The organism is Fimbriimonas ginsengisoli Gsoil 348, assembly GCF_000724625.1.
GTDB classification, from domain to species: domain Bacteria; phylum Armatimonadota; class Fimbriimonadia; order Fimbriimonadales; family Fimbriimonadaceae; genus Fimbriimonas; species Fimbriimonas ginsengisoli.
Genome location: NZ_CP007139.1, coordinates 1,567,960 through 1,590,120, shown reverse-complemented (window position 1 = coordinate 1,590,120; position 22,161 = coordinate 1,567,960). Strand labels below are relative to the sequence as shown.

General features: G+C 61.3%; 25 protein-coding genes. 12 read left to right on the top strand and 13 right to left on the bottom strand.

Going from position 1 to position 22,161, the window contains the following annotated elements; translation table 11 throughout:
• Positions 1–42: 42 nt before the first annotated feature.
• Entirely contained in the window at positions 43–2,127 is a 2,085-nt protein-coding gene (locus OP10G_RS07315; RefSeq protein WP_025226541.1) for a hypothetical protein, read from the bottom strand.
• Between the two features lie 302 nt (positions 2,128–2,429).
• Here OP10G_RS07315 and OP10G_RS07310 point away from each other — a divergent pair, with 302 nt between their 5' ends.
• Both OP10G_RS07310 and OP10G_RS07305 read left to right on the top strand, forming a co-directional pair.
• Positions 2,430–2,825, top strand: coding sequence for a hypothetical protein (locus tag OP10G_RS07310; RefSeq protein ID WP_025226542.1), 396 nt, complete (start codon positions 2,430–2,432; stop codon positions 2,823–2,825).
• Positions 2,826–3,138: 313 nt separating this feature from the next.
• Entirely contained in the window at positions 3,139–3,528 is a 390-nt protein-coding gene (locus OP10G_RS07305) for a response regulator (protein ID WP_158409166.1), read from the top strand.
• A gap of 3 nt (positions 3,529–3,531) precedes the next feature.
• Here OP10G_RS07305 and OP10G_RS07300 read toward each other — a convergent pair whose 3' ends face one another.
• From OP10G_RS07300 to OP10G_RS07290, 3 genes are all read right to left on the bottom strand, one after another.
• Entirely contained in the window at positions 3,532–3,957 is a 426-nt protein-coding gene (locus OP10G_RS07300) for a hypothetical protein (RefSeq protein ID WP_025226544.1), read from the bottom strand.
• A gap of 404 nt (positions 3,958–4,361) precedes the next feature.
• Positions 4,362–5,483, bottom strand: coding sequence for an aminopeptidase (locus OP10G_RS07295; RefSeq protein ID WP_025226545.1), 1,122 nt, complete (start codon positions 5,481–5,483; stop codon positions 4,362–4,364).
• A 627-nt stretch (positions 5,484–6,110) separates the two neighbouring features.
• Positions 6,111–6,587 carry a MogA/MoaB family molybdenum cofactor biosynthesis protein gene (locus OP10G_RS07290; protein WP_038472735.1) on the bottom strand — a complete coding sequence of 159 codons (477 nt, stop codon included), beginning with the start codon at positions 6,585–6,587 and terminating at the stop codon, positions 6,111–6,113.
• 44 nt (positions 6,588–6,631) lie between these two features.
• Here OP10G_RS07290 and OP10G_RS07285 point away from each other — a divergent pair, with 44 nt between their 5' ends.
• Positions 6,632–7,261, top strand: a complete 630-nt coding sequence (locus tag OP10G_RS07285) for a DUF3298 and DUF4163 domain-containing protein (RefSeq protein WP_025226547.1) — start codon at positions 6,632–6,634, stop codon at positions 7,259–7,261.
• 599 nt (positions 7,262–7,860) lie between these two features.
• Positions 7,861–8,802 carry a pyridoxal 5'-phosphate synthase lyase subunit PdxS gene (gene pdxS, locus OP10G_RS07280; protein WP_025226548.1) on the top strand — a complete coding sequence of 314 codons (942 nt, stop codon included), beginning with the start codon at positions 7,861–7,863 and terminating at the stop codon, positions 8,800–8,802.
• Positions 8,803–8,806: 4 nt separating this feature from the next.
• Here pdxS and fabG read toward each other — a convergent pair whose 3' ends face one another.
• On the bottom strand, positions 8,807–9,538 hold the full coding sequence (gene fabG / locus OP10G_RS07275; RefSeq protein WP_025226549.1) for a 3-oxoacyl-[acyl-carrier-protein] reductase: 732 nt from the start codon (positions 9,536–9,538) through the stop codon (positions 8,807–8,809).
• 75 nt (positions 9,539–9,613) lie between these two features.
• Between fabG and OP10G_RS07270 the strand changes: the two genes are divergently transcribed.
• Genes OP10G_RS07270 through OP10G_RS07260 form a run of 3 tightly spaced genes read left to right on the top strand, consistent with a single transcriptional unit; the run spans position 9,614 to position 11,813 of the window.
• Positions 9,614–10,279 (top strand): aldo-keto reductase family protein, encoded by a 666-nt coding sequence (locus OP10G_RS07270; protein ID WP_025226550.1) that lies wholly within the window; start codon positions 9,614–9,616, stop codon positions 10,277–10,279.
• On the top strand, positions 10,276–10,530 hold the full coding sequence (locus OP10G_RS07265) for a hypothetical protein (protein WP_025226551.1): 255 nt from the start codon (positions 10,276–10,278) through the stop codon (positions 10,528–10,530). The genes OP10G_RS07270 and OP10G_RS07265 overlap by 4 nt, the downstream gene beginning before the upstream one ends.
• Entirely contained in the window at positions 10,527–11,813 is a 1,287-nt protein-coding gene (locus OP10G_RS07260) for a flavin monoamine oxidase family protein (RefSeq protein WP_025226552.1), read from the top strand. Before OP10G_RS07265 ends, OP10G_RS07260 begins: the two co-directional genes overlap by 4 nt.
• Before the next feature lie 26 nt (positions 11,814–11,839).
• Here the strand turns inward: OP10G_RS07260 and OP10G_RS07255 are convergent, their stop codons facing one another.
• Positions 11,840–12,520, bottom strand: coding sequence for an HAD family hydrolase (locus OP10G_RS07255; RefSeq protein WP_025226553.1), 681 nt, complete (start codon positions 12,518–12,520; stop codon positions 11,840–11,842).
• Between the two features lie 289 nt (positions 12,521–12,809).
• Between OP10G_RS07255 and OP10G_RS07250 the strand changes: the two genes are divergently transcribed.
• The 3 genes from OP10G_RS07250 (at position 12,810) to OP10G_RS07240 (ending at position 15,127) form a co-directional block, all read left to right on the top strand.
• Positions 12,810–13,868 carry a DUF933 domain-containing protein gene (locus tag OP10G_RS07250; protein ID WP_025226554.1) on the top strand — a complete coding sequence of 353 codons (1,059 nt, stop codon included), beginning with the start codon at positions 12,810–12,812 and terminating at the stop codon, positions 13,866–13,868.
• Positions 13,869–14,124: 256 nt separating this feature from the next.
• Positions 14,125–14,691, top strand: a complete 567-nt coding sequence (locus tag OP10G_RS07245; protein ID WP_144241035.1) for a hypothetical protein — start codon at positions 14,125–14,127, stop codon at positions 14,689–14,691.
• 28 nt (positions 14,692–14,719) lie between these two features.
• The gene (locus OP10G_RS07240) at positions 14,720–15,127 is read left to right on the top strand and encodes a hypothetical protein (RefSeq protein WP_025226556.1); all 408 of its coding nucleotides are present in this window, start codon (positions 14,720–14,722) and stop codon (positions 15,125–15,127) included.
• Positions 15,128–15,133: 6 nt separating this feature from the next.
• Here the strand turns inward: OP10G_RS07240 and OP10G_RS07235 are convergent, their stop codons facing one another.
• From OP10G_RS07235 to OP10G_RS07225, 3 genes are all read right to left on the bottom strand, one after another.
• The gene (locus OP10G_RS07235) at positions 15,134–15,547 is read right to left on the bottom strand and encodes a VOC family protein (protein ID WP_025226557.1); all 414 of its coding nucleotides are present in this window, start codon (positions 15,545–15,547) and stop codon (positions 15,134–15,136) included.
• A gap of 401 nt (positions 15,548–15,948) precedes the next feature.
• Positions 15,949–16,404 (bottom strand): IS200/IS605 family transposase, encoded by a 456-nt coding sequence (gene tnpA, locus OP10G_RS07230; RefSeq protein ID WP_025226558.1) that lies wholly within the window; start codon positions 16,402–16,404, stop codon positions 15,949–15,951.
• A gap of 339 nt (positions 16,405–16,743) precedes the next feature.
• Positions 16,744–17,715: an NAD-dependent epimerase gene (locus OP10G_RS07225; RefSeq protein WP_025226559.1), complete on the bottom strand. Its 972-nt coding sequence runs from the start codon at positions 17,713–17,715 to the stop codon at positions 16,744–16,746.
• Between the two features lie 67 nt (positions 17,716–17,782).
• Between OP10G_RS07225 and OP10G_RS27265 the strand changes: the two genes are divergently transcribed.
• Together OP10G_RS27265 and OP10G_RS07215 are read left to right on the top strand one after the other, a co-directional pair.
• The gene (locus OP10G_RS27265) at positions 17,783–18,913 is read left to right on the top strand and encodes an HAD-IIIA family hydrolase (protein WP_084178881.1); all 1,131 of its coding nucleotides are present in this window, start codon (positions 17,783–17,785) and stop codon (positions 18,911–18,913) included.
• A 57-nt stretch (positions 18,914–18,970) separates the two neighbouring features.
• Entirely contained in the window at positions 18,971–19,267 is a 297-nt protein-coding gene (locus OP10G_RS07215) for a hypothetical protein (protein ID WP_025226561.1), read from the top strand.
• Positions 19,268–19,297: 30 nt separating this feature from the next.
• Here OP10G_RS07215 and OP10G_RS07210 read toward each other — a convergent pair whose 3' ends face one another.
• From OP10G_RS07210 to OP10G_RS07195, 4 genes are all read right to left on the bottom strand, one after another.
• The gene (locus tag OP10G_RS07210; protein ID WP_025226562.1) at positions 19,298–19,720 is read right to left on the bottom strand and encodes a hypothetical protein; all 423 of its coding nucleotides are present in this window, start codon (positions 19,718–19,720) and stop codon (positions 19,298–19,300) included.
• A gap of 4 nt (positions 19,721–19,724) precedes the next feature.
• A complete protein-coding gene (locus OP10G_RS07205; protein ID WP_025226563.1) occupies positions 19,725–19,967 on the bottom strand; it encodes a hypothetical protein in 243 nt (80 codons plus the stop codon).
• A complete protein-coding gene (locus tag OP10G_RS07200; protein ID WP_025226564.1) occupies positions 19,964–20,833 on the bottom strand; it encodes a type II secretion system protein in 870 nt (289 codons plus the stop codon). Before OP10G_RS07200 ends, OP10G_RS07205 begins: the two co-directional genes overlap by 4 nt.
• A gap of 105 nt (positions 20,834–20,938) precedes the next feature.
• Positions 20,939–22,018 (bottom strand): LacI family DNA-binding transcriptional regulator, encoded by a 1,080-nt coding sequence (locus OP10G_RS07195; RefSeq protein WP_025226565.1) that lies wholly within the window; start codon positions 22,016–22,018, stop codon positions 20,939–20,941.
• Positions 22,019–22,161: the final 143 nt, after the last annotated feature.

The window sequence follows — 22,161 nt, the reverse complement described above, 5'->3', positions numbered from 1 at the left end:
ACAAGGGAAAGGCTACCCACCGGATTCTATCGCCGGCGCATTCTAAGGCCACGCATGGTTGGCGGGGCGGTCATATTTGACCCCGTTAATGGTCCACACGAGGCCGGAAGCGTAGTCGTATCCGCCGACCCAATTGGGATCGGGCACCGGAGTTAGGCAGATGGGGACGGTCAAAACCTCGCCCGACCGCATCGCCGGCATCGGTACGCTTTGGTGATACAGAATCACCCTCTGAGGCCCGAGTCCAAGCACTTGCGGATCGGAATAGTAGCCCTGACAGTCGATCGAGATCGGCCCGCAAGACTGCTCAAAATTAGGATTGTCCGTGTGATGCGCGGTCGCCGTCACCCTTAGCATCAGTACGGAGGGATGGCCCCAGAAATCCATGTCCGACTTCAGATAGTCGGAGTTGGAAGGCACGTAGTCGCGCACTTGTCCGGGGAGCTGAACGAAGCTATCCTTCAGACGAAGGCGCAACGCGGCGCGAGCGTTTTCAGGAATTCCGGATGCCTGCGACGCCAACTCGCTCATGTAGTCGGCGCCGGAGTACATCACCTGCTCCAAGTTGGACATGGTGGGCGTGATCCCTGTCGCGTACATCGCCTCGTCGATCCCGGCAAGGACATCATCAGGGGTGACGGGAAGGAGCGCGGAGGCGACGTCGCTCATCATCTCTTCGAAGAGGTCGGTGAACATCCGGACTCCGTTCACAAATTTGCTGACGTATTCGAAGAGATCGCCGAAGATGGAGCCGAGCGCGTCCCAGAAGGTGGTGTCCTGCGACGGCGGGGGCGGCAGATAGAACTTGGTGCCGATTTGAAGGTCGTTGGTGTGGGCGAGGGCGGCGTAGTACGATCTCGCGGCCGAGGACGGGGGCATACGACAGAGCACGAACCGATAATTGTCGTCGGAGCTCATATCTCGCTTGGGCGTGTAACTGAGGACCTCCGTCTTGAACTCCATATACGGAGCCTGCAGGTGAAAATCGCCGGGCGTCTTCAAAGCGATCGGTCCCGTTTTCTTGACGAGAACGCTTACTTGATTCGAAGGGAGTGCCGCGAGACTTCCGTCGGACAACAGGGGAACGACACGCATGCTGTACGCGAGTCCATTCTCGGGAACCTGGCCGGGGGCGAACGAGGTTATCGGGACCGTGAACTTCGCCTTTCCGCCCTTGGGAGGGAGCGGTACTTCGAACGTCTTTAGATTGCATTTCGGATCGAGCCAGACTTTAGGATCCGCGGGAAAAGGAACCCGCGAAATCTGGCAAACGGCTCGAGTGGCGACCACGGATTTGCTGGACCACCGAGCGTAAATGGCGGCGGTCCCGGGTGCCACCTGAATGCCGTCTCCATAGGTGGCTTGGAATTCTTTTCCGTCCGGAGCCGGAGCAACTCCGACCTCCGAGACGCCTTTCGGCGGGTCATATTCCCCGTAGAGGATCTGCACGGGCTCTGAAGCCGACACCGGCTTGCCCTTCGCATCGGTTCCAACTACCCGCAGCGAATACTGAACCTGTCCGGTTTGGTAGATCGATTGAAGCGCGACCGATTTTCCAACCAACTGGGTGAAGACCAAGTGGGGGGAGCCCACTTTGATGATGTTGTGAATACCGTTCGTCGCAACGTTGAAGTGGTGCGATGGGTGTCCGCCCACGCTGAGCTGGCCGAGCGAGGCATTCGTCCTGGTTGTCGGATCAGGAGCCGATGGCACCCAGGCGGACAAGTCCAGGAGCGTGCCGTCGGCAACCCCGGCGGGAGAAATAGGGCCGGTAGCCACGAGCCGCTGGGGGATCGCGGTCGGCACCGTGCTAACGCTCTGAGGAAGCCCGATCGAGAGTTCCCAATGGGCTGCCGCGAACACCGCATTCGGGCGGAACCGGACTTCCACCCGGGCGGGTTGGTGCCAGCTCATGTCGAGCGTGCGGGTCCAGGATTTGTCGTAGAAGTACGGAACCCGCGCCTCGAAGACCCCCTTCGGCATCAGTTGCTGCAGTCGCGCCTTATCCAGCTCCAAGCGAGTCGGGTGGCTGAGCCGAAACGGGGAAGTCTTGTGCAGACCTCCTATCTGGGCGCCCGCCGGCCCCGCGGCGGTTGCGCTGAGAAGGAAAAGAGCGGCGTCGATCATCGGGATCCTTGGACAATGGGCGTAACCTCACCCCCCGATGTTCGAGCCCCAATGCAAAGGAGGGACCAATGGCGCCCGGATTTTCTAGGTCATCCTTACGAGGCCCGGAGGCGCAGCAGGGTCCAATGAAGCTCTTCCCGCTGCACTCAGGTTCTAGCGTTCACGGTGCGGGCTACCGTCCCTCAACCACCTGTCAGCAACTTGGCGTCATCGGATCTTCTGACAGATAAGTCCCGACTGGAAGTGTGGACGAGGGGAGGCTACGCTCTTCCTGAGCCCGACCTTGGGTGAAGGAAACTGATATGACACTGAAGACAGCTTTCGCCGTGGCCGCGCTTGTGACCACTTCTCTCGTTGCGGCCCAAGATGCCGGTCATCAAGGGCACCATCCCCAACCGACAACTTCGAAACGGAATCACGCCAGTGGCGGCGCCATGGGCGGCATGATGCAGGGCATGGATATGGCCAAATGCATGGCCGACATGCAGGCCGGGCAAAAGAAACTGGAAGCGCTTGCCGCCAAGATGAATGCCGCTCAAGGCGCAGATCGCATCGACGCTACCTCGGCGGTCATCAACGAGATGGTTAAGCAGCAGGGCGAAATGATGCAGATGTGCCACATGATGATGAGCCAGCACATGTCGGGTCATCGGCATGGCGCCAAGTCTGCCGCGAAAACTCACACGCACCCAAAGTAGTTTGGCTTCCAAAAGGTATGAGGGCTGACAATTATCCAACCTGCTAGCCCTTCTGGCGTCGGGTGCGCCAAGGTCGTAACGGCTTACGAGTCGACGCGACGGCGAATCTAGCGAGCAAATTTTGCGTCGCTCGGTGTACCGGATTCGAACTACCCCGTACGCTCTACGCGTTACCCGTGACTTGAGGGTTTGGCCTGGAAGCCGTAACCTCTCCTTTGTCGACCTCGGGCGAACGCCTGTCGGGTTGATACGGGCCGTTTTTGAGGTCCGAGCGGAGACCGAGATTACACCCGATTCGAACCGACTCTTTATCGTGGAAGATGACGAAGGCGACCTGACGTTGTTGCTTCGGGTGCTTCGAACGCATGGGATTCTCCACGAGACCGTCTGCTTTGGCGACGGAAATCAGGCGCTTAGCGCGTTGAAGGGAAGCGAAGCGCTTCCGGATCTGATGGTCATCGATTTGGGGCTTCCGGTAATGGATGGGATCGCGTTGCTGTCCGAAGTTAGAGCGGATCCGCAACTCGCGCATGTTCCGGCAATCATCCTCACGAGCTCCGAAGACCCGCAACGCGCCGCGGCGGCCGAGTCGCTGGGAGCTCGCGTAGTAAGGAAGCCGGTTCCTTACGAGGAGTTCATGAGCGAAGTGGGGTCCGCCATCGCGAACGCACTTGGCATCCAGCGGGCCGTTCTCGCGCCGTAGGCCTCACGCCTTTTTCTTCGACCGGCTGTACTCCCGCTCGATGCTCTTTACCCAAGAGAGAGCGCCAAGGCCGAGGAAAAGAACGCCGATGCAGACCGGGATCCAGTACGGTTTCCCGACGTAGTAGAGCTTGACGCCGTAGTAGCAGAGACCGAGGGCGATCACGGCGTTGGCCACGCCTAGGACCTTGAGGTACGGGACGGCGAACTCCTCTTGGAGGTAGCCCGGAACACCGGGTTCGTGCTCCTCGCAATAGGTGTCGACAAATTGGTAGGCGTCCGCGACCGACATGCCGGTGCGGGCATGTAGGATGTCCGCGAGCTGCTGCCGCGAGGTTGGACGAGTCTCGTCCCGTGCTCGGGTTATTTCTGAAGCGATCATCCCGACGAGATCGGGCTCTTCGGTGGTCTCTTTAATTGCGGATGACATCGATGCCTCCTACGACAACAGTATAGGTCAGGATTCTGTTAACAATCCATTGCAGGATTGCGGGGATTCTGTGGAGATATCCTCCTTGCTCCTGTCGCGGAAGGATACGGGCCAGCCCAGTTCCAGGGTTCCAGCAATAGGCACAATGCCGTCAATGTGGAAGGCGGAGCAATATCTCCGCCTTCCAGACATGCGCGTGGCGTGGGCGTCCTCGCCGATGATCCGGTGTACCTTCGGTCTTAACGCGAAGCGTTGTAGCCGCAGGTTGGTTCGTACCTGCGCGAGAGTGTTTCGTCTTTTGACCATAGTTGTGGATCGTTTGGGGCTGTCCGCAGGTACGAACCAACCTGCGGCCACACGTCCTTACGGACGTAGGGGGCGACACGCTTGGCACTGGACTGGGGCTACGACAGGCGGTCGGGATTCAGATCCAAAAGTTCCGGCAAAACGAACAATCCGTCTTTTCGGATGAGAACGTCGTCGAAGTAGATCTCGCCGCCGCCGTAATCCGGTCGCTGAATCAGGACGGTGTCCCAGTGGACCGCGCTCTTGTTACCGTTGCCGCCAGGCGGGTCGTAGGCGTTGCCGGGGGTGAAGTGGAGGGAGCCGGCGATCTTCTCGTCGAACAGCGTGTCCTTCATCGGGTGCAGCACGTGCGGGTTGAAGCCGATCGCGAACTCGCCGAAGTAACGCGCTCCCTCGTCGGTATCGAGGATCTGGTTCAGCTTTTCCGTGTTCGCCCCCGCCGTCGCCTCTTCGATCCGCCCATTCTTAATCACGTACCGAATGTCCTTGAACTCGGTCCCCTGATAGAGAGAGACTGTATTGAACTGGACGACTCCGTTCACCGAATCTCGAACCGGCGCCGTGAAGCACTCGCCGTCGGGAATGTTTCGATGGCCGGTGCATGGCACGGCCCCGATATCCTTGATGCTCATGGAGAAATCGGTCCCCGGCGCAATGACGCGCACCCGGTCGGTCCGGCTCATCAGGTCGGCCAACGGCTGGGCCGCGCGGGCCATCTTGGCGTAATCCATCGTGCACACGTCGAAGTAGAACTTCTCGAACGCCGGCGTGCTCATCCCCGCCATCTGGGCGAAGCTCGGCGTCGGCCACCGGAGCGCGACCCACTTCGTTTTTGGCACACGAACTCCGAACACCACCGGGATCGTGTACTCGCGGGTCCAGATCTGCATGTTCTCGCCCGGAACGTCTGCGTGTTCGGTCGAGTTCTCGCTTCCGCGGAGCGCGATGTAGGCGGTCATCCGCTCCATCTCGTACTTCTCCACTTCGGCGATAAGTTGCACCGCATCCACGGAGGAGCCATGGAGGAGCTGCCGGCGTACGAGGTTGCTTTCCATCCGCACCGCGACCTTGGCCCCCTTCGACTGCGCCACGCGTACGACCTCGGCCACGACCTCCTCCGGGATATCGAACGTGTGGACGAGAACGGAATCGGCCCCCGAAAGCTGGCAGGAGTGCGTGCACAGAAGCTCCGCAAGCTTCGTTACTCGTGGATCAAGCATGAGACGAGGATACCGGCAAGGGGGATCGCAATCCGTTATGGGCTCTTCCGTGTTTGGGGTGGTGCGTGTGGTTTGCTAGCGAAAGAGTGGTCAGTGATTAGGACTGGTCACCATCCAGTTCTCTGCTGGCGGTAAGTTCTGCGACCACCTGCCGGGGTCGGGGAGGGTTTTGGCCTCCTTGCCCCCGGGTCTTCGACCCGCGGCTTTTATCTTTGACCCCTCCGGGCTCGGGAGCCTCGGGCGGTGTTTGACAGAATTGGGGACGCAACCCCTTTGGGGTTGATGAGGTTGCCGGCGTCGGTACCAGGGCAGGACTCCGCTACGCGGGTCCAACCCTTCGCTGTCGGACGGAACCTCTTCGAGGTTCGGGAAGGTGGCGTCTTCGCACTGGAGCGTATGCCCATCCGCGGAGCCTAAACCGGCAACCGTGGTACGGAACCTCGTTCAGGTTCGAGAGCGGGTCCCGATCCCGAAGGAATCAAAGAGATTAGCCGCGGGTCGAAGACCAGGGGTAACGGGCTGCGACCATTCCCGACCCCGGCAGGTGGTCGCAGAATGTATGCCAGTTGGGACGACTGAAACAGATTCGTTCCGATTTCCGCTTTGTTCAAAAGGAGGAGCCGGACGTCACGGGAGACCGTTGTCGCTGGCCAAGGCGTCCAGAATTGGATCGAGAAGGTGCCCGATTGCTTCGATCCCCTGCGCGGCGCCTTTGGGTGAGCCGGGAAGGTTGACGATCAAGGTGCGTCCGCGTATGCCGGCCACGCCCCGGCTGAGATGACTTAAGGGTGTATGTTCCAGGCCCTTCAGCCGCATCAGCTCGACGAGAGAGTCGGCTCGGCGTTCCAGCATCGGCGCGGTCGCCTCCGGGGTCACGTCACGATGCGAAAACCCGGTTCCACCGGTGGTGAACACGGCTGGGCAAGTCTCCGCAAGGATACGGATCGCCGCTTGGATCTCCTCGATCTCGTCGCGAACGAGGCGACGCTCGAACCGAGAGTAGCCTAGCCTCTCGAGCGCGGCCACCGCGGCGGGGCCGCTTCGGTCGGTCTCCTCCGACCGCGTATCGCTCACCGTCACGACGCCGATGCAAATCTGCTCCATAGACTTCCCCACGGAGCCTACCTAGCGACGGGTACGGTCTTCCCATGCTCGCCTACCTGCTCGTTGCCGCGCAAGCCAAAGACCAAGTGCGGATATTCCGCCACTTCAAGACCCCTCGAATCGAAGTCACCGTGAAACTGCCGAAACTCGGCGGAAGCCCGGCCGATCGAGCCGCTACCGCCGCGATGGAGCGATTCGTCCGCGTGGAGATCGATCGAATGCAGAACGAGAACAACGACCCTGATCTTAAAGGTCTATCCCGTCCGTTCTACCTAGACATCGAGCCGGTCTCCGTTTACCGAACGAACAAGCTCGTCAGCGTCTCTCTGCAGGATTCCACCTACTCGGGCGGAGCGCATGGAATGACGACCTATTCGACATTCACCTACGGACCTAAAGGGCGCATGCTGCTTTCCGCGTTCTTCCGAAAAGGGGCCGGTTATGTGGAACAGATCAGTTTCGCCCTGATGAATCAACTGAGGACTATGGATCGCGCCGACTGGGTCCAAAACGGCGAAATCCGAGGATTCAAAGAGAGCCAGCTTCGCGACTTCGTGGTCCGCCCCGGTGGGGTGCTCCGCTTCTACTTCGCGCCGTACGAGCTAGGCTCTTTCGCTTCCGGACCGTTCGAGATCGACCTGTCGCGAAAGGAGCTAGCCGACAGACTTCCGTAAGGGAGGCCTGGGGCCGATCAAGTGAATAGTCCGTGACACACATGGTCATTCACAAATTGGCTTTACATTTCCTTGCTTGGCTTGCCGTAGCCCCGGGGATTATGGCCACCAACAAATAGTAGGTTCACCCGTAGCCCGAGGATTTATCCCCGGTAGAACCTTGAATCGTGGCTAAAGCCACGGGCTACGGGTGAAATCAGATCTGGGAAATGAAACCTCATTTGTCAATGACCAATATCCCCGGGCTACGGGTGAATCTGTTTTCTTGGGAGTCATCAGAGTTAGATTTCGGGCTGGCGGTATGATCTGCGACCGCCTGCCGGGGTCGGGAGGCTTGTGGCTTCCTTGTCCCCGGGTCTTCGACCCGCGGCTTGTATCTTCGACTCTCCGGGTCGGGCCGGCTCGTCTCCGGAACGGGCTTCCCGGCTCGCTTTGCGTCTTTGCGCCTTTGCGTGGGCCTGACCGCATCCACGGGCGAGGTACAGATCAGCCCACCGATTACGAGTAAGGAAGGGGGCTGATTCCTACGAATATGGGGTCACCTGTTCCGGGTCGCCGACTGCCCGGCTGGTACCCTTTAGGGAGAGGTGATACGAGAAGTGAGCAATCTTATCGACGGCGGGTTCGCGGGCGCGAAGAAGACCTGGAGAGAAAAGGTCGGCCTTGCCGAGATGCTGAAGGGCGGCGTCATTATGGACGTCGTCACCCCCGAGCAGGCGCGAATCGCCGAGGACGCGGGCGCCGTCGCCGTCATGGCACTGGAACGAGTGCCGGCCGACATCCGCCGCGACGGTGGCGTCGCCCGCATGAGCGACCCCGAGATGATCGAAGGGATCAAGGCCGCGGTCACCATCCCGGTGATGGCCAAGTGCCGCATCGGCCACTTCGCCGAAGCGCAGATCCTCGAGGCGCTCGAAGTCGACTTTATCGACGAGAGCGAAGTCCTAACTCCGGCGGATGTGTCGAACCACGTCGACAAGCACGCGTTCACCGTCCCGTTCGTTTGCGGTGCGAAAAATCTGGGCGAGGCGCTCCGGCGTTGCGCCGAGGGCGCGGCGATGATCCGCACGAAGGGCGAGGCAGGCACCGGCGACGTCGTGGAAGCCGTTCGCCACATGCGCACGATCATGTCGCAGATCCGGCAGGTTCAGAACGCCCGCGAGGATGAGCTGTTCGTGCTGGCGAAGGAGCACCAGGCGCCCTACGAGCTGATTCGCGAGGTCCACATGCTTGGCAAGCTTCCGGTCCCGAACTTCTCCGCCGGCGGAATTGCCACCCCGGCCGACGCCGCCCTGATGATGCAGCTCGGCGCCGAGACGGTGTTCGTCGGATCCGGAATCTTCAAGTCGGCTCCGAACCTCGATGGTGCCGAAGCGTCCCGAGAGCACGCCCGCCGCGCGACCGCCATCGTCAACTCGGTGCTGTTCTATAAGGAGCCGAAGCGGCTCGCCGAGATCAGCAAAGGGCTCGGCCAGCCGATGGTCGGGATCAACTGCGGCGACCTCACCGACCAGCAACGTCTCGCCGAGCGCGGCTGGTAACCGCCTAGAGCGTTAACCCGCCGTCGACCGTAAGCGTCTGGCCAGTGATATACCCCGCCTCGTCGCTGGCCAAGAAGATCACCGCGTGGGCGATGTCGGCCGGGGTACCCAACCGGCCCGCGGGAGCGGTGTTCACCACCTGCTCACGAAAGTCCGCCGACAGCCCGTCCGTCATATCCGTTTCGATGAACCCAGGAGCGACGGAGTTGCAAGTGATCCCCCGGCTGCCGAGTTCCTTCGCGACAGACTTGGTAAGACCGGAAAGCCCCGCTTTGGCGGCGGCGTAGTTCGCCTGTCCCGTCGCCCCCGTCTGGCCAACGACGCTGCTGATGTTGACGATCCGGCCGTAGCGAGCCTTCATCATCGGACGGGTCACCGCGCGGATGCAAAGAAACGCCCCTTTCAGGTTCACCGACATCACCCGGTCCCAATCTTCGTCCTTCATCCTCACGAGAAGCGTGTCGCGGGTGATTCCGGCGTTGTTCACGAGCACCGCCGGGGTTCCAAGGTCCTTCGTCACCGCTTCGAACAGCGCTTCCACCGAGGCCGAATCGCTGACGTCGCAGGCGTACGCTTTGGCGACGCCGCCGATCGCGTCGACCGTCGCTTGAGCGCCCGCTTCAGTCGTGGCGACGCAAGCTACTTTCGCCCCTTCCCGAGCGAAGGCGAGGGCAATCTCTCGCCCGATTCCCCGGCTCGCTCCGGTCACCACGACGGTCTTCTCTTGGAAACGCATGGCGGAAAGGATACTCACGAATTTGAACGAACCGGGAGGACGAGGGAGCCGGAACGGCGTTAGGTATTCTCAAACGTGCCTCAGGGGCTTTTCGGACGAACCAATCTCGAGTTCCCGCCCGTGTGGCTAAGCCTCTCGGTTCCCGCCTCTTCGTCCGACATGGAGGGCTTGGTAGGCGCGGCCCTGGAGAGCGGGGTCCCGCTCGACGTCAGCAGCAGCCCTGGTCTGTGGGGCGGGCATATGCGGGGGACGGACGCGCCTCTCACCTGCCTGTCCAATACCGGATACGAGGAAGCCACCGATGGGCGACACGCTTCCGACCTGATTCAGGCTCACCTCATCGAGACGCTTTCCTGCATAGGACGCGAGTGGTTCGACATCTACTTCCTCCGAGTCCGGCGAGCGGTCGAGGAGTACCAGATCTCCGGCGCGCTTGAGGCGATGGAGATGGCGCGGCAAGAAGGGCACATCCGGTTCCTGGGCCTCTGTTGTGAAGGGCCATCGCTCGCGGCGCTCGGGATGTGGCAATTTCACGACGCTTTCGAGGTTCTGCGCGTCCCCTACTCTCTCGACGACGGGGAAGCGTACGAAACCCTTGCTCCCATTGCTCGCGAGCGGCGGGTCGGGGTTTTGCGATTCTCATCGTTGCCCCTCAGTTTTGAGAGCGACGATCCGGTGCTTGTGCCGGTAAGTACCGCTTCGCAGGTTAACGAAGCGTTACGCGGAGGTGCTCCACAGTGAACGGTCAAGGCGAGGCGCTCTTCCTTGACGGTGTGATGCTGATCTGCGCGATCATGGCGCTCGTGAATGTGGGGCGGTTCAAGAGTCGGGGGGCGAGCGCCTATCTACTGGGTGGCGCGTTCATCGTTCTCGGTGGAACCGTTTACGCCTACTCTCAGAACGCGCCGATGCCGTTGCTCGGGACGGGTGGACTGGTCGTCTTCCTTCTCCTCGCGGGGGATATGGTCTACCGGATCGGGAGACAGCGTTGACCGTCGGCATTGTCGGACTCGGAGCCGCGGGGCTGCGGACGGCGATGCTGCTGGAACGAGCCGGGGTAACGGTGCGACTCTTCGAGGCGCGGTACCGGCCGGGCGGACGTATGTTCACCGCCGACGAAGGAAACGGCGCCGTTTACGAAGCCGGCGGCGAGTGGATCGACGCCGACCATCTGCGTTGCCTCGATCTGATGGGCGAGTTCGGCCTGGAGCCGAACGAGCCGGTCGACTGGCCCAGAAAGCTGGTGCACAAAGGGAAGGAGTGCACCGACGTGACGCTCTGGAACGACGCCTTAGAGGATGACCTCAGGGTAGAAGCCGCCGCCCGCGAGTTTTGCTCCAACTTGCGGGAGCCCCCTTGGGAGAATCTCCAGGCCAAGGAACTGGATCGCCAAGTGCTCGGCGACTTCTTACGTGAGCACACCTCGTCCGAGCGCGGCCTCTGGTGGGTAACCGCCAAGTATCGAAGCGACGAAGGGGACGACCCGGACCGCATCGGTCTTCTCGGGTGGCTTAGCGGCTATCTCCACTATATGGATCGCGAGGGGGAGGAGATGAGCGCCTACCGATTTCCCGGCGGGGCATCCCGGTTGTTCGAGCGGATGATCGGGACGCTAAAAGCGGAACCGGTTTACGGAGCGGTTTTGCATCGGGTTCGGCAAGATGCGAGCGGGGTGACGCTCATCTTCGAAAACGGCGAGGCGAGAGTCGACCGGGTCATCCTGACCCTCCCTCCCCCCGCGCTGGAGAGGGTCGTCTTCGAACCCGCGATTTCAGTCGAAAAGCGATGCGCGGTGGAGGCGTGCCGGATGAGCCGGGCGATTAAGATCGTCTGGGAATTCGATCGGCCCTGGTGGGAAGAGGCGGGCTGGGGCGGGAGCATGCTTTGCGACGGTCCGCTTCAGCAGACTTGGGACGCCAGCGGGGCCGATGCGCCGGTCCTGAGCGCCTACATTTGCGGCGACCGGGCGGTGGAGTGGTCGCGCCTGGGCGATCCGGTGCGGGCCGGGGTTTACGAGCTTTCCCTTCTTTTCCCCCAAGCGGCTAAGAGTTTTCAGCGCGGCTGGATTCACGACTGGGTGAACGACCCTTACGCCCAAGGCGCCTTCAGCCACCTTGCCCCGGAGTATGTCTTGGAACACATGCGCTACATCGCGCCCGCCGAAGGCCGCGTCCATTTCGCCGGCGAACACACCGCAATGTGGACCGGCTTCATCGAAGGAGCGTTAGAGAGCGCCGAGCGAGTGGTCGAAGAGATTATCCGAACCGAGTCGTAGCCGCTGGCAAGACGCCCGGACTGCGGTTATTTGGTCGCGGCGAGGAGGGTCGCGAGGTCGTAGTTGATGAGGTCGCCGATTCGATCGATGGTGACGTCGGCGGGTGGGTATTTGGCGGTGACCTCCGGGTCGAGGGCGTAGTGACCCTGGCGGGGGAATACGGTAGTCACCCGGGAGCCCCAGATCTCCTTAACCGCGGATAAGATCCGGAGCTTGTCGTCGACGAGGATATAGTGGTCGGCGGGGTATTCGCACTCCACATCCTCGAGGTCCTGTTCTTTGTGGATATAAATCAGCACCCGCCCGTCGACCGCCTCCAGTAATCCCGACCGGTCGATCTTGCGAGGTTGAAAAACCACGTCGCCATCCGTGAGGATCACCGTCGGCCCCCAGGCGCCGCAGTGCTCGATCGCGTCGAGCGATCCGGGAATGAGCCGGTTGGCGAACGGGTATCCGAGAAGGTAGAGGGAGGTTTCCAGGAATCCTGAGTCGCGAGGGTGCTGGGTTCGGTAGATCTGCAACGCACCGAGGTAGTCGGCATAGCCGATCTCCGCTCGCGTCCGCTCGAAGATCTCCCAATAACGCTCCTCTCGCTCGGTGCCAAACGTCTCCGCCAAGTGCCGCTTGACATCGCGAACCACCCGGTCATGGTCGAGCAATGTATTGTCGACGTCGAAAAGCGTGACGACCGAGGAGCGTTGAAACATCGCCAAGCTAGTTTGGCAGTGTTTCGCTTCGCCGGGCGTGGGGGTGAGGCTATACTTTGTCCTCGATCAGCGCGAAGACCGTCCCGATACTATCGGGGCGAAACACCTCAACATCCGGCGTCCAAAGGTATCCTCCCGCCGTGGCCCGGCGGAGATATGTTAGTCCGAAGCGGGAGCGGTTTCCGTGGGTTCTCCTGCTGGTGTTGATCGGGTCGATCTACTTCTTCTGGTTCTCGCCTCGACACCGCCAACCCCCGGCCGTTCGGGTCGAGTACGCGAGACAGCGCTCATGAAAGTTGCCCTCATCGGATACGCCCAAAGCGGGCGAAGCACTCTATACCGCGCGGCGGCGCGAGGCTTGGCCAAGGGGGACGTGACCGCGATTCCGGTGCCGGACGAGCGGTTCGACACCATCGTCGCGCAAGTAAAGCCCAAGAAGCAAACCCCGGCGACGGTGGTTTTACAGGACGATCTGGAGGCGGTTCAGGGGCAGGGAAGAGCGCTTTCGGTAAAGGTTGTCGACTCGGCGAAGAAGGCGGACCTTCTTCTAGCCGTCGTACGCGGGTTCGAAAATCCCGCCTTTCCCAACCACTTCGAAACCATCGACCCGATCCGGGACGCGGAAGCGCTCGACACGGAACTCGTCCTCTCCGATCTCCAGATCATCGAGAACCGCCTCGAGCGACTGCTGCGGTCCACCACCGTCAAGACCCCCGGCTCGCCGGATTACATGGACAAGCAAGCTCTTGAGCGCTTTCGTAGCGACTTGGAGAACGGCTTGCCCATCCGCGCGTTGACGCTAACCGAGGACGAGGAGGCGACCGTCCGCACCTACGCTTTCCTGAGCGCCAAGCCGGTGGTCGTCGTGGCCAACGTAGGCGAAGACGATGCCGCGAATCCGCCCGCAAAGCTAGCCGAGACCTTTGCCCGGTGGACGGAAGAAGGAACACCCGCTTTCGCGGTCTGCGCCACCATCGAGGAAGAGATCGCTCAGCTCGACGCCGCCGATCAGCCGGAGTTCCTCCAGTCGCTGGGCCTCACCGAGCCGGCCAGCCACCGGGTGATTAGAGCGGTGTACGACGCGATGGGGCTCATCACCTTTTTCACCGCGGGCGACAACGACACCCGCGCCTGGCCCCTTCGCCGAGGCAGCAGCGCGCTCAAAGCGGCGGCCACGATTCACAACGACATCGCCAAAGGATTCATCCGCGCCGAAATCGTCAGCTATGCCGACTACCTCGCCGCCGGCTCCTTGGACGCCGCCTACTCCGCCGGCAAGATGCGGTTGGAAGGGAAGGACTACGTCATTCAAGACGGCGACCTGATCCACATCCGAAATAAGTCGTAAACGAGCAGAGCTCAATCCTGACCGGTGAGCGAACACGCAACCCCTCGCCAGTGATCCCTCCAGACGCGCCGTCTGGAGGGTCCCGCATCAGCGGGGCCTATTCGGTGGAGGCCCGACCGATGGTCGGACCCTCCAGACGGCGCGTCTGGAGGGATCAGTCGGGACCCGGACCGAGTGTTGTCCTGCCAAAGAACTGGGCGCCTACCCTTCTTACGCTCGATGCGACGTTTCGTGCTCAAGGCTGTATCGTAGGTAAGTGACTCGTCGAACTGGCAGGGGGATCGTCGTCGTGGCACTATTAGCCCTTGCGTTCTCCTTCTTTTTCAGCCTCTACCACCGGTGGATTAGGGTGCTCGCCGACGCCAAAAAAGCGTCGATTCTTCAGCTGCAGCATGACTTGGAGCTCAAAAACCGGCAAACCGCACATGGCCTTACGCTTACCCTCGCCAGGAACGGCGAGAACTTTACTGCCACCTTGCGCAACGAGTCCCGCGGGCCGAAACGGATCTATCCGCCGATTCGGCACATCGACCTCTTCGTCCAGCTCTACGACCTCCGGGGCAGGCGATACGACCCCCCGATGCGGTTTGTCGGTCACCCCTCCGACCCGGGGGATTCCGACGTGCCGGCATCGCCTGCGGGAGCGAAATGGGAGGCCGCGATCACGATGCGGGAGCTGCACGAAGAGTTTGCCCAGCTCGACGGAGCAGCCTATGTCGTCGCTCGCTACAAATACGCCGTTGCGGACCACTTCAAGGGGAAGCGAAAGCCGCATCAGGCGGATGACGCCGAAGTCTGGTCGAATCTGGTGCGACTTCCGTGATTTCGCGTTTCCATCTACAATGGCCGGAATGAAACGGCTCCTCCTCGCTTCGTGCTGCGCCTTGGTTTGTTCGGTTCTCGCCGCCGGCTGCGGCGGCAGCAGTGCAGCGCTTAGCCCCGGGCGGTTTGCGGGCACTTACAACGGGACCTGGGTGCACACGACGGACCTGACGGACGCGGGGACGTCCACCTGGACCTTCTCGCCGGATGGAGCGATCGACGGGACGGACACCGATCCGGGACGACACACCACGTTCCACGTCGTGGGTCATATCGACGCGGTTGGCCATGTCACAACCACTTCGACTCCCACCGGGGGCGATCCGGCCACCCTAACCGGCACGCTCGCTTTCGACGTCCAAAGCCGGCTTTCCGGAATTTTGGTGTGGGGCGTCACCCCGCCGCTCAACTATCGATACACCTTAACCCGGCAGTAGTTCTCTTTACCCGCCCTCGGGCAAGGGGTAGCCGATCTCCCAGTGGTGGCCAAATGGGTCGGCGACTCGCCCGAGGCGCCAGCCGTAGTTTTCCGCCACCGGCCATATCTCCTGAGCGCCGGCGGCGACGGCCTGGGCAAAAAGCTCGTCGGGATTTGGCACGGTCAGGACCATCCGGACGGTCCCGCCGTTCAGCGTTTCCGGGCTGAAGTTCTGGTTCTCCGGCGATTCGTCCGCGACCCAAAACTCGGCCCCGGAAATTGACAGGCGGGATACCACCGCTCCGTCCGGGGATTCGATCCGGAACACCTCGGTCGCGCCGAACGCCGACTTGTAAAACTCGACCGCCTCGGAACCGTGGCGCACCGACAGCATCGGCACGATCGAGGTAGTGATAGAAGGTTGCGTGCCGGCGTTCATGGGTAATGAGAGTATCGCTCTATTTGGTTGGCCGCGTCATTGCTCTACGAAACAAGTCCAGGCTCTTCGTGATGGATGGCCTCCGTACCAGGGTTCCGCTTCGCTTCGCCCTTAGCTTTGAGACATCGCCTCTTCGGGGATTGGGATTGGGATTGGGATTGGGATGGCGGATGGGGCGCACCTACGGCCAACTAGAAGACTTCGTTAAAACGAATGCCTTCTCGACCTGCTCCGAATCTAGCAGTGGCTTTCCTGAAAACGAGACCCCTGCGACCGGCGGTTGCCACTAACCGAATATCCGAAGCCAGCCCCAAGGGGGCGAAGTCTCAAAGCGAAGGGTGGAGCGGAGCGAAACCCTGGATAAGGGCCCAAATACCCTTCCGAGCCCTGAAAGGGCGACATCAATCCCACAAATATCGCTCGTCCCACTCCAACCCGTGCTCCTTCAGAAGTTGGAGAAACTCGTCTTGAAACGAGAAGTGGCGGTGATGCTCCTCCTGGTTCTGAATGTAGCCCCTGACCAGCTCCACCCCTTTACTCCCCACCGAAAACGCACCGTAGCCAGATTGCCAAGCAAAGGTGCTCAACGACGCGTCCTGACGTTTGAGCCATTGGGAGGAACTCGTCTTCACCTTCCTCACCCAGTCGGATAACGAGATCGTGCGCGACTGACGCGCCAACACATGGACGTGATCTTCGACGCCTCCGACCACGAGAGAGGCACACCCAAGGGCGTTCGAGGATCCTCCCAGGTAGGAGTGAAGCTCGGCGCGTAATTTCGGATCCTTTAGGAAAGGTCTACGGTCCGCCGTCGAGAAAACGACGTGGATGTAGACGGCGGCCAGAGATTGCGGCATCGTGCCGCGATCTTGCCATAAACGGACGATGATTTCGCCCCTTCAGGGCTCCGAGGGGTGGTCGGCGCCTTTACCAGGGTTCCGCTCCGCTCCACCCTTAGCTTTGATATATCGCCCCTTCGGGGCTGGGCTTCGGATGTTCGGTTGGTGGGACCCTCCGCCTTGACCCAGGGCTCCCCTTCGCTGCGCTCTTCGCTTTGAGACTTCGCCCCGTTGGGGCTGGGCTTCGATATTAGTTTGCGGGCCTTTGGTCATTAGGCGGAAGGCACTAGAGACTTCGACCTGGCTTTAATTTGAGGCATCGCCCCGCGGCGGCTGAGTTCGGTATCAACCCGAACGTCAGATCGCGTAATACCTGCGGTACCACTCGACGAACTGAGGGATTCCTTCCTCGAGGGAGGTCAGCGGCCTGAATCCGGTCAACCGCTCGAGATCCGAGGTGTCGGAGAACGTAGCCGGCACATCGCCCGGCTGCATCGGAAGCAGCACTTTCTCCGCCTCCCGCCCGATTGCGTGTTCCAGAATTTCGATGAAGCGGAGAAGCTGAACCGGCTCGCTGTTGCCGATGTTGAAAAGCCGGTATGGGGCGTTCTCCCCCTCTCTAACCGGCGGGCGATCCAAAACCGAGACGATGCCGCTGACGATGTCCCCGACGTAGGTGAAGTCTCGCCGCATATCTCCGTTATTGAAAACCTTGATCGGCTTTCCCTCTAGGATCGCCTGCGTGAAGAGGGTTGGCGCCATATCGGGCCGCCCCCATGGACCGTAGACGGTGAAGAAACGCAGCCCGGTGGTGGGTAGATCGAACAAGTGGCTGTAGACGTGCGCCATCAGTTCGTTCGATTTCTTGGTGGCGGCGTACAGACTGACCGGATGATCCACCCGGTCCTCTGTGGAGAACGGCATCTTCTTATTTCCGCCGTAAACCGAGCTCGACGAGGCATAAACCAGGTGCTTCACAGGATGGGCGCGGCAAGATTCGAGGATATTCAGGAAGCCTACGACGTTCGACTGGACGTACACCCTCGGATTCTCCAGCGAATAGCGCACCCCGGCTTGGGCGGCGAGGTGGATCACCGCGTCCATCCCCTCTACCGCCAGATCCACCGCCTCCGCGTCCTCCAGACTCGCTTTCACGAACCGGAAGCCCGGAAAAGGTCGGAGCTCGGCGAGGCGACCTTCCTTTAGGGAGACGTCGTAGTACAAGTTCATGTTGTCGAGGCCGACCACTTCGTGCCCCTGCTCCAGGAGGCGCCGGCTCGCATGGTAACCGATGAAGCCGGCGGCGCCCGTGACTAGAATCTTGGCCATCCCATCCTTGTACCTCTGGAGCCCGCCGATTGGCTGTCCGGTTCCCTAGGTAACCTTCGATCCGCCCATGGCACGCCCCTTCCTCCTCTTGGATCGCGACGGCACGCTCATCGAAGAACGAGGCTATCTCTCGGACCCCGCGGGAGTGGCATTGACTCCGGGCGCGGGGGAGGCGTTACGCTTCGCGATGGAGCGCGGCTTGGGTATCGCGGTTGTCAGTAATCAATCCGGTATCGGGCGCGGAATGATGACGGTGGCTCAGGTCGAGGCGGTCAACCGCCGGACCGAGGAGCTGCTCATCCAAGAGGGGGTCGAGATCGGCGGCTTCTTTTTCTGCCCCCATCACCCCGACGATCGGTGCGCCTGTAGAAAACCGGGTACGGGTCTGGCTCTTCGGGCGGCCCGCGAGTTGGAAATCGACCTCCTCCGCAGCGTGGTAGTCGGAGATAAGTCGGCGGATTTGGAGTTGGGTCACGCGATCGGAGCCCGCTCCGTTCTGGTTCGTACCGGCTACGGACGCGAAACGGAAGCGGAGGGATGTTACGCGGATGCGGTGATCGAAGGACTCTCGGGGCTCGCACCTTTCCTGGAAACCTGGACATCCCGACCCGCCGGCGAGCACCTCGTGAATCGTCACCTGGAAGAGAGCGCGCGCGTGAAGCTCGCGACGCGGGATGCGTGCGTTCCGAGTCTGTTGGAGGCGGCCGGGATAGTGGCAGAGGCGATGCGAAGCGGGGGGAAGCTCTTGATATGCGGCAACGGTGGATCCGCCGCCGATAGCCAGCACCTGGCCGCCGAGTTCGTGGTTCGGTTGAGCTCCACGTTCGAGCGAAGAGCCTGGCCGGCCATCGCTTTGACTACGGACACTTCCATCCTCACGGCGTTTGGCAACGACTACGGATTCGAGCGCGTGTTCGCACGGCAAGTCGAGGCGCTCGGGCAACCGGGCGACGTTCTCCTCGCGATCAGTACCAGCGGCGGCTCGCCGAACATCCTTCGCGCCGCCGAAACGGCCCGTGCAAAGGGTCTGAAAGTGATCTCTTTACTTGGCGGAACCGGAGGCGCTCTTCGCGATTTATCGGATGCGCCGATCGTCGTTCCGAGCCGTTCGACCCAGCACGTCCAGGAAGCGCACTTGGCGCTGTACCACCTCTTCTGCGGCCTCGTCGAGCGAATGCTCTATCCGTTCGGCGAATAGGATTCCGTATGTGAACCTTGATAAAGTGGCTCCCGTCAAATTGAGCGGGTGAATCCAATGCCAAGAGGAGACAAAGACAAGTACACCGACAAACAGAAGCGACAGGCCGAGCACATCGAGGAAGGTTACGAAAAGCGCGGCGTGTCGAAAGACGAAGCCGAAAGCCGAGCTTGGGCGACCGTTAACAAAATGACCGGTGGCGGCAAAAAGAGCGGCTCCGGCCGCGGCAAACCCGAAAACCACGAGCCTGCCCGAAAAGGCGGCCGCATCGGAGGCTCCAGCCAAAGCAAATCGTCGCGAAGCGAAGCGGCTAAGAAGGGTTGGGCGACGAGACGGCGCAACGCGTCGAAATAGTCTCTCCTCGGCGTACGGCCGAGGAGAGGATTACTTGGGCTTGACCTTCGCAAAGGTCTGGACGGCTTTACGGCCCTCCAGGGATAGCTTCATTTCGTTGCCGGATGGGTCCAGTTTGTAGATGTACTCGGAGGTGAACTCTTTGCCGTCGGGACCTTTCCGGCGCATGGAGAGTTTGCCGTCGTTCTCCACCCACTCACTGGCGAAGTCCGATTTCATCTTTCCGCCGGGGGAGTTTGCCTCGGCGACGATTCGCGAGGAGCCGTCGGCGTTCAGGGTCAGCGTGGACTTGCCGCCCGAGCGAAGCTCCCACACGCCGACCAGCTTGGGAGACGGCTTCCCCTGAAGGGGAGGGGAATCTGTGCGCGGCGCGGTATCCCCCATCACTTCTTCGGGCGCCTTGCCGCAACCGACGGCGGCAAGCCCGAGAGCGAGAAGGAGCAGTCCGCGCAACGGCCTACTTACCTCCCTCGGCCTTCTTCTGGGCATCAGCCATCTCCTTCATGCGTTGCGATTGAGCATCGCCCGCTTTACTGGCGTTCTGAGCGGCGGCTCGCGCTTCCGGCGGCATCTTATCCAGTTGATCTTGAGTAAGGGGAGCCGTTGGAGGGGGAACCGTTCCCGAATCGGAGCTATTGCATCCGGCCGAAAGGCCGGATGCAATCGCAATGAGAAGTCCCAGTTGGAACCGCTTTGTCATTTCAGGTAAGGCTCGCAGGGCTGACCAGGGCCGACGATCCAGTCGTAGCTCGCGTCGCTCGATTGGGCCGGGCGCTCGGTGAAGCCAGGGGTGTAGATGTTCTTGCACCAGTTGAGAGTCCCCTTCTTAACCGCCTTCGCGTGACCGTCGCACCAAACCATGTTGGCGCTTTCGGTGTAACGATACCGCGGCATGCCGCAGGACGGGCCGGGTCCCGAAGGGATCCAGTTGCAAGGAAGGTCGTTGTCCCACTTGGAACCGGAGGTCGCGCCGGTGAAGACGGGCGGCCACTGAGCGCCGCCGTGCCACCACCAGGCTACTTCCAGGCCGAGAGCGGCTGACTGCCAATCGGGGTTGATACCGACGGTGGTGACGAGCATCGTCTCTGCGACCTTATCGACGTTTCCTTGTCCGCGCGAAGGAATGAGGTACTTGTCGCCGAACTCCCAGTCGAACTGGTTCGGCATCAGAGCGCGGTGGACGTTATAGCCATATCGTCCGTTCGCGGGCTCCGCCGGGCTCTTCCAGATCCCGGACATTGCGAGCGGCTGATTGTTGACCCAGCTTACGTTGGGCGTGCCGTTCTTGATGTAGGGCGCGCTCGCTTCGCGCCAAGTGAAAGCGGCCCAGTCGGGACGCGCCGGGTCCTTGTAATCGTTGCGTGGGAACAGGTCGTCGTTGTCTCCGGCGTACATCATCAGACCAAGTCCGATCTGCTTGAGGTTGGAGGCGTCAACGGTCTTCTTTGCGGCTTGCTTCGCCTGGGCGAAGACCGGGAAGAGGATGGCGGCGAGAATGGCGATGATCGCGATGACCACCAACAGTTCGATCAGCGTAAAGGCTCGATTATTGCGAAGTGATTTCATATGGGCTCCTTTCTTAGGAGAGGGCAATCGACGACGTCGTCGATTTCGGTGCGGATCGGCGCCAGACAAAAGGCCGGCGTTTAATGACGAGATGACAAAAAGCGGTCATGGGGCATCTCCGGAAAACGAGACGCCATGCTGCAAAAGGTCGAGGCTGGGAGCCGGCGAAAGTGCGGGCAAAAACCGGTGGACCGACTCGGCCGGCTCACCCCGCTCGATCGCGGTGAGCAGCTCGGGCAAAGCTAACCGGGCCAGGCTATCGATTTCGATCCCCTGGTAGACGAGCGCGTTCCCGAACATGAGGGTGAAAAAGAGGGAGGTGACGCCGGCAGCAGCGTCGTCGCCGGTTTCGAAACCGAGCTTGCGGTGGACCTGGGCGATGCAGGTCTCCAGGGCTTGCCAGGCCGAGTTGCCCGCGCCGACGACGAAGCCGGTCGGCCGTTCGTCCTCCGGCAAGCTGAGCCACCCGTTGATCGTCTCCGCGTTCGGGGCGACGAGGTCCTCGTGCTCGGCAAAGAAGCGCGGGTCCGGGTCCGAACCGAGCCGCCGCCGGTGCCCTTGGACGTACCCGCGGCGTAAAGCGCGAACGAACGCCTCGTCATGTGGGAATCCGAGATACGCCAGCCGGGAGTGCCCCAAGTCGGCAAGATGATCGACCGCTTGGGCCATCATTCCCTCGTGGTCGAAGTCGATCTGGTTCCAGTTCGGATGATCGCGCTCGTGCCGGCCTTTGACGAGAAACGGAATCCCGAGCTTTTCAAGTAGCTCGCCCTGAGCTTCGGTATCTTGCTCCCGGCCCCAAAGGATTACGGCATCGCAGGCCCGGGTGCCGGCCAGCTTTTGAAGGTGGTCGAGCACCGCTTCCTGGTCGGCGAAGTTGGCGACGGCAAGGCCAAGGCCGCTGGCTTGAAGGCCGCTGGAAAGCGTATCCACCAAGCCGCTGTAAGCCAAACGGTAGCTTGGACCCTCTAGACGGCGGTAGACCAAGGCCACCGTGTCGCTTTTTCCTCGGCTAAGGGCCTGTGCCGCCGCGCTCGGCTGGTAGTTCAGCGTCCGCGCCGCTTCGATGATCCGCTTGCGAGTCTCCTCCGACGCCCAAACGTTCGGTCTCCGGTTGAGCACGCCGGAAACGAGCGCGGGGGAGAGCTTCAGGTTATCGGCCACGTCTTTGAGGCGGGTTCGCATGGATTTATATGAACCGCTTCATAACATGAAGCGGTTCATGCACAGTATAGAGCCGAAGTCGAATAACACCAAGAGGTTTTTAACAAAAATGATCTACGCGTAAATCATTTCGGGCAGTTCCCGCCGAAAGCACCTTTCAAATC